At 56.4% G+C, this 2,229-nt stretch carries 1 rRNA gene; it reads left to right on the top strand.

The features are described 5' to 3' along the window. Positions 1–2,229, top strand: a 23S ribosomal RNA gene (locus QP119_RS11410); the annotation flags it as partial.

A 2,229-nucleotide genomic window follows, 5' to 3' on the forward strand; every position in this document is an offset into this window, starting at 1 on the left:
TGTGGGTAGGGGTGAAAGGCCAATCAAACTCCGTGATAGCTGGTTCTCCCCGAAATGCATTTAGGTGCAGCGTCAAAGTGTAGCGTGCCGGAGGTAGAGCGACTGGTTGGTTGAGCGGGATTATCGTCTTAGCAACATCAGCCAAACTCCGAATGCCGGTTATGTGGTCTTTGGCAGTGAGACCGTGGGGGATAAGCTCCATTGGTCGAGAGGGAAACAGCCCAGATCGCCGGTTAAGGCCCCTAAGGGTGTGCTCAGTGGAAAAGGATGTGGGATCGCGAAGACAGCCAGGAGGTTGGCTTAGAAGCAGCCATCCTTGAAAGAGTGCGTAATAGCTCACTGGTCGAGTGGTCCTGCGCCGACAATTCAGTGGGGCTTAAGTACACCGCCGACACCGCGGCAAGCAAGCGTTTGTTTGTTTGGGTAGGGGAGCGTCGTGCACGTGGTGAAGCGTCGGGGTGACCCTGGTGTGGAGTGTGTGCGAGTGAGAATGCAGGCATGAGTAACGAATCTGGCAGGTGAGAATCCTGCCCGCCGGATGACCAAGGGTTCCTGGGTCAAGTTCGTCTTCCCAGGGTGAGTCGGGACCTAAGGCGAGGCCGACAGGCGTAGTCGATGGTAAACGGGTTGATATTCCCGTACCCGAGTGTGCGCGCCCAGTGGTGAGCCGGGGATACTAACCATCCGGTCGGTGCCTTTTTGTCCACTTCGCCTTCGGGTGTTGTGGCGTGGTATCGGTCGCGTGGGGCCTGATCCGTAGTAGCCAAGTGATGGGGTGACGCAGGAGGGCAGCCACGCCGTGTTGTTGGATTGCGCGGTGTAAGCGGTGAGAGGCTTCGGTGAGGTAAATCCCGCCGGAGGGTGACCTTGGGCCGTGAAGCGTAGACACTTTTTGTGTTGATGGTGGTGTGCTCATGCTGCCGAGAAAAGCCTCTAGCGAGTGCACATTCGGCCCGTACCCTAAACCGACACTGGTGGTCAGGTAGAGGATACTAAGGCGTTCGGGTGAACTGTAGTTAAGGAATTCGGCAAATTGCCCCCGTAACTTCGGGAGAAGGGGGGCCACACTTTTGGTGTGGCCGCAGTGACAAGAGGGAAGCGACTGTTTACTAAAAACACAGGTCCGTGCGAAGACTTTTGCGTTGATGTATACGGACTGACGCCTGCCCGGTGCTGGAAGGTTAAGAGGACCTGTTAGGCCACTTCGGTGGTCGAAGCGGAGAATTTAAGCCCCAGTAAACGGCGGTGGTAACTATAACCATCCTAAGGTAGCGAAATTCCTTGTCGGGTAAGTTCCGACCTGCACGAATGGCGTAACGACTTCCCTGCTGTCTCAACTACAGGCCCGGTGAAATTGCACTACGAGTAAAGATGCTCGTTACGCGCGGCAGGACGAAAAGACCCCGGGACCTTCACTATAGCTTGGCATTGGTGTCCGGTCCGGTTTGTGTAGAATAGGTGGGAGATTTGGATCCGGCATCGCCAGGTGTCGGGGAGTCGTGATGTGAAATACCACTCTGACCGGGTTGGCCACCTTGAACCTTGGCCCATGATCTGGGTCGGGGACAGTGCCTGGTGGGTAGTTTAACTGGGGCGGTTGCCTCCTAAATGGTAACGGAGGCGCCCAAAGGTTCCCTCAGCCTGGTCGGTAACCAGGTTTTAGAGTGTAAGTGCACAAGGGAGCTTGACTGCGAGAGGGACTTCTCGAGCAGGGACGAAAGTCGGGACTAGTGATCCGGCACCTACTTGTGGATGTGGTGTCGCTCAACGGATAAAAGGTACCCCGGGGATAACAGGCTGATCTTCCCCAAGAGTCCATATCGACGGGATGGTTTGGCACCTCGATGTCGGCTCGTCGCATCCTGGGGCTGGAGCAGGTCCCAAGGGTTGGGCTGTTCGCCCATTAAAGCGGCACGCGAGCTGGGTTTAGAACGTCGTGAGACAGTTCGGTCTCTATCCGCCGCGCGCGTGGAAACTTGATGGAAGGCTGTCCCTAGTACGAGAGGACCGGGACGGACGTACCTCTGGTGTGCCAGTTGTCCCGCCCGGGGCATGGCTGGTTGGCTACGTACGGGAAGGATAACCGCTGAAAGCATCTAAGCGGGAAGCCTGTTCCAAGATGAGGTTTCGTTTGAGGTTCCCTGTAGATGACGGGGTTGATAGGCCGGATCTGGAAGCATCGTGAGGTGTGTAAGGTGACCGGTACTAATCCGCCGAACAAACACAAAC

The sequence above is a fragment of the Corynebacterium frankenforstense genome (genome assembly GCF_030211955.1).
Taxonomy (GTDB): domain Bacteria; phylum Actinomycetota; class Actinomycetes; order Mycobacteriales; family Mycobacteriaceae; genus Corynebacterium; species Corynebacterium frankenforstense_A.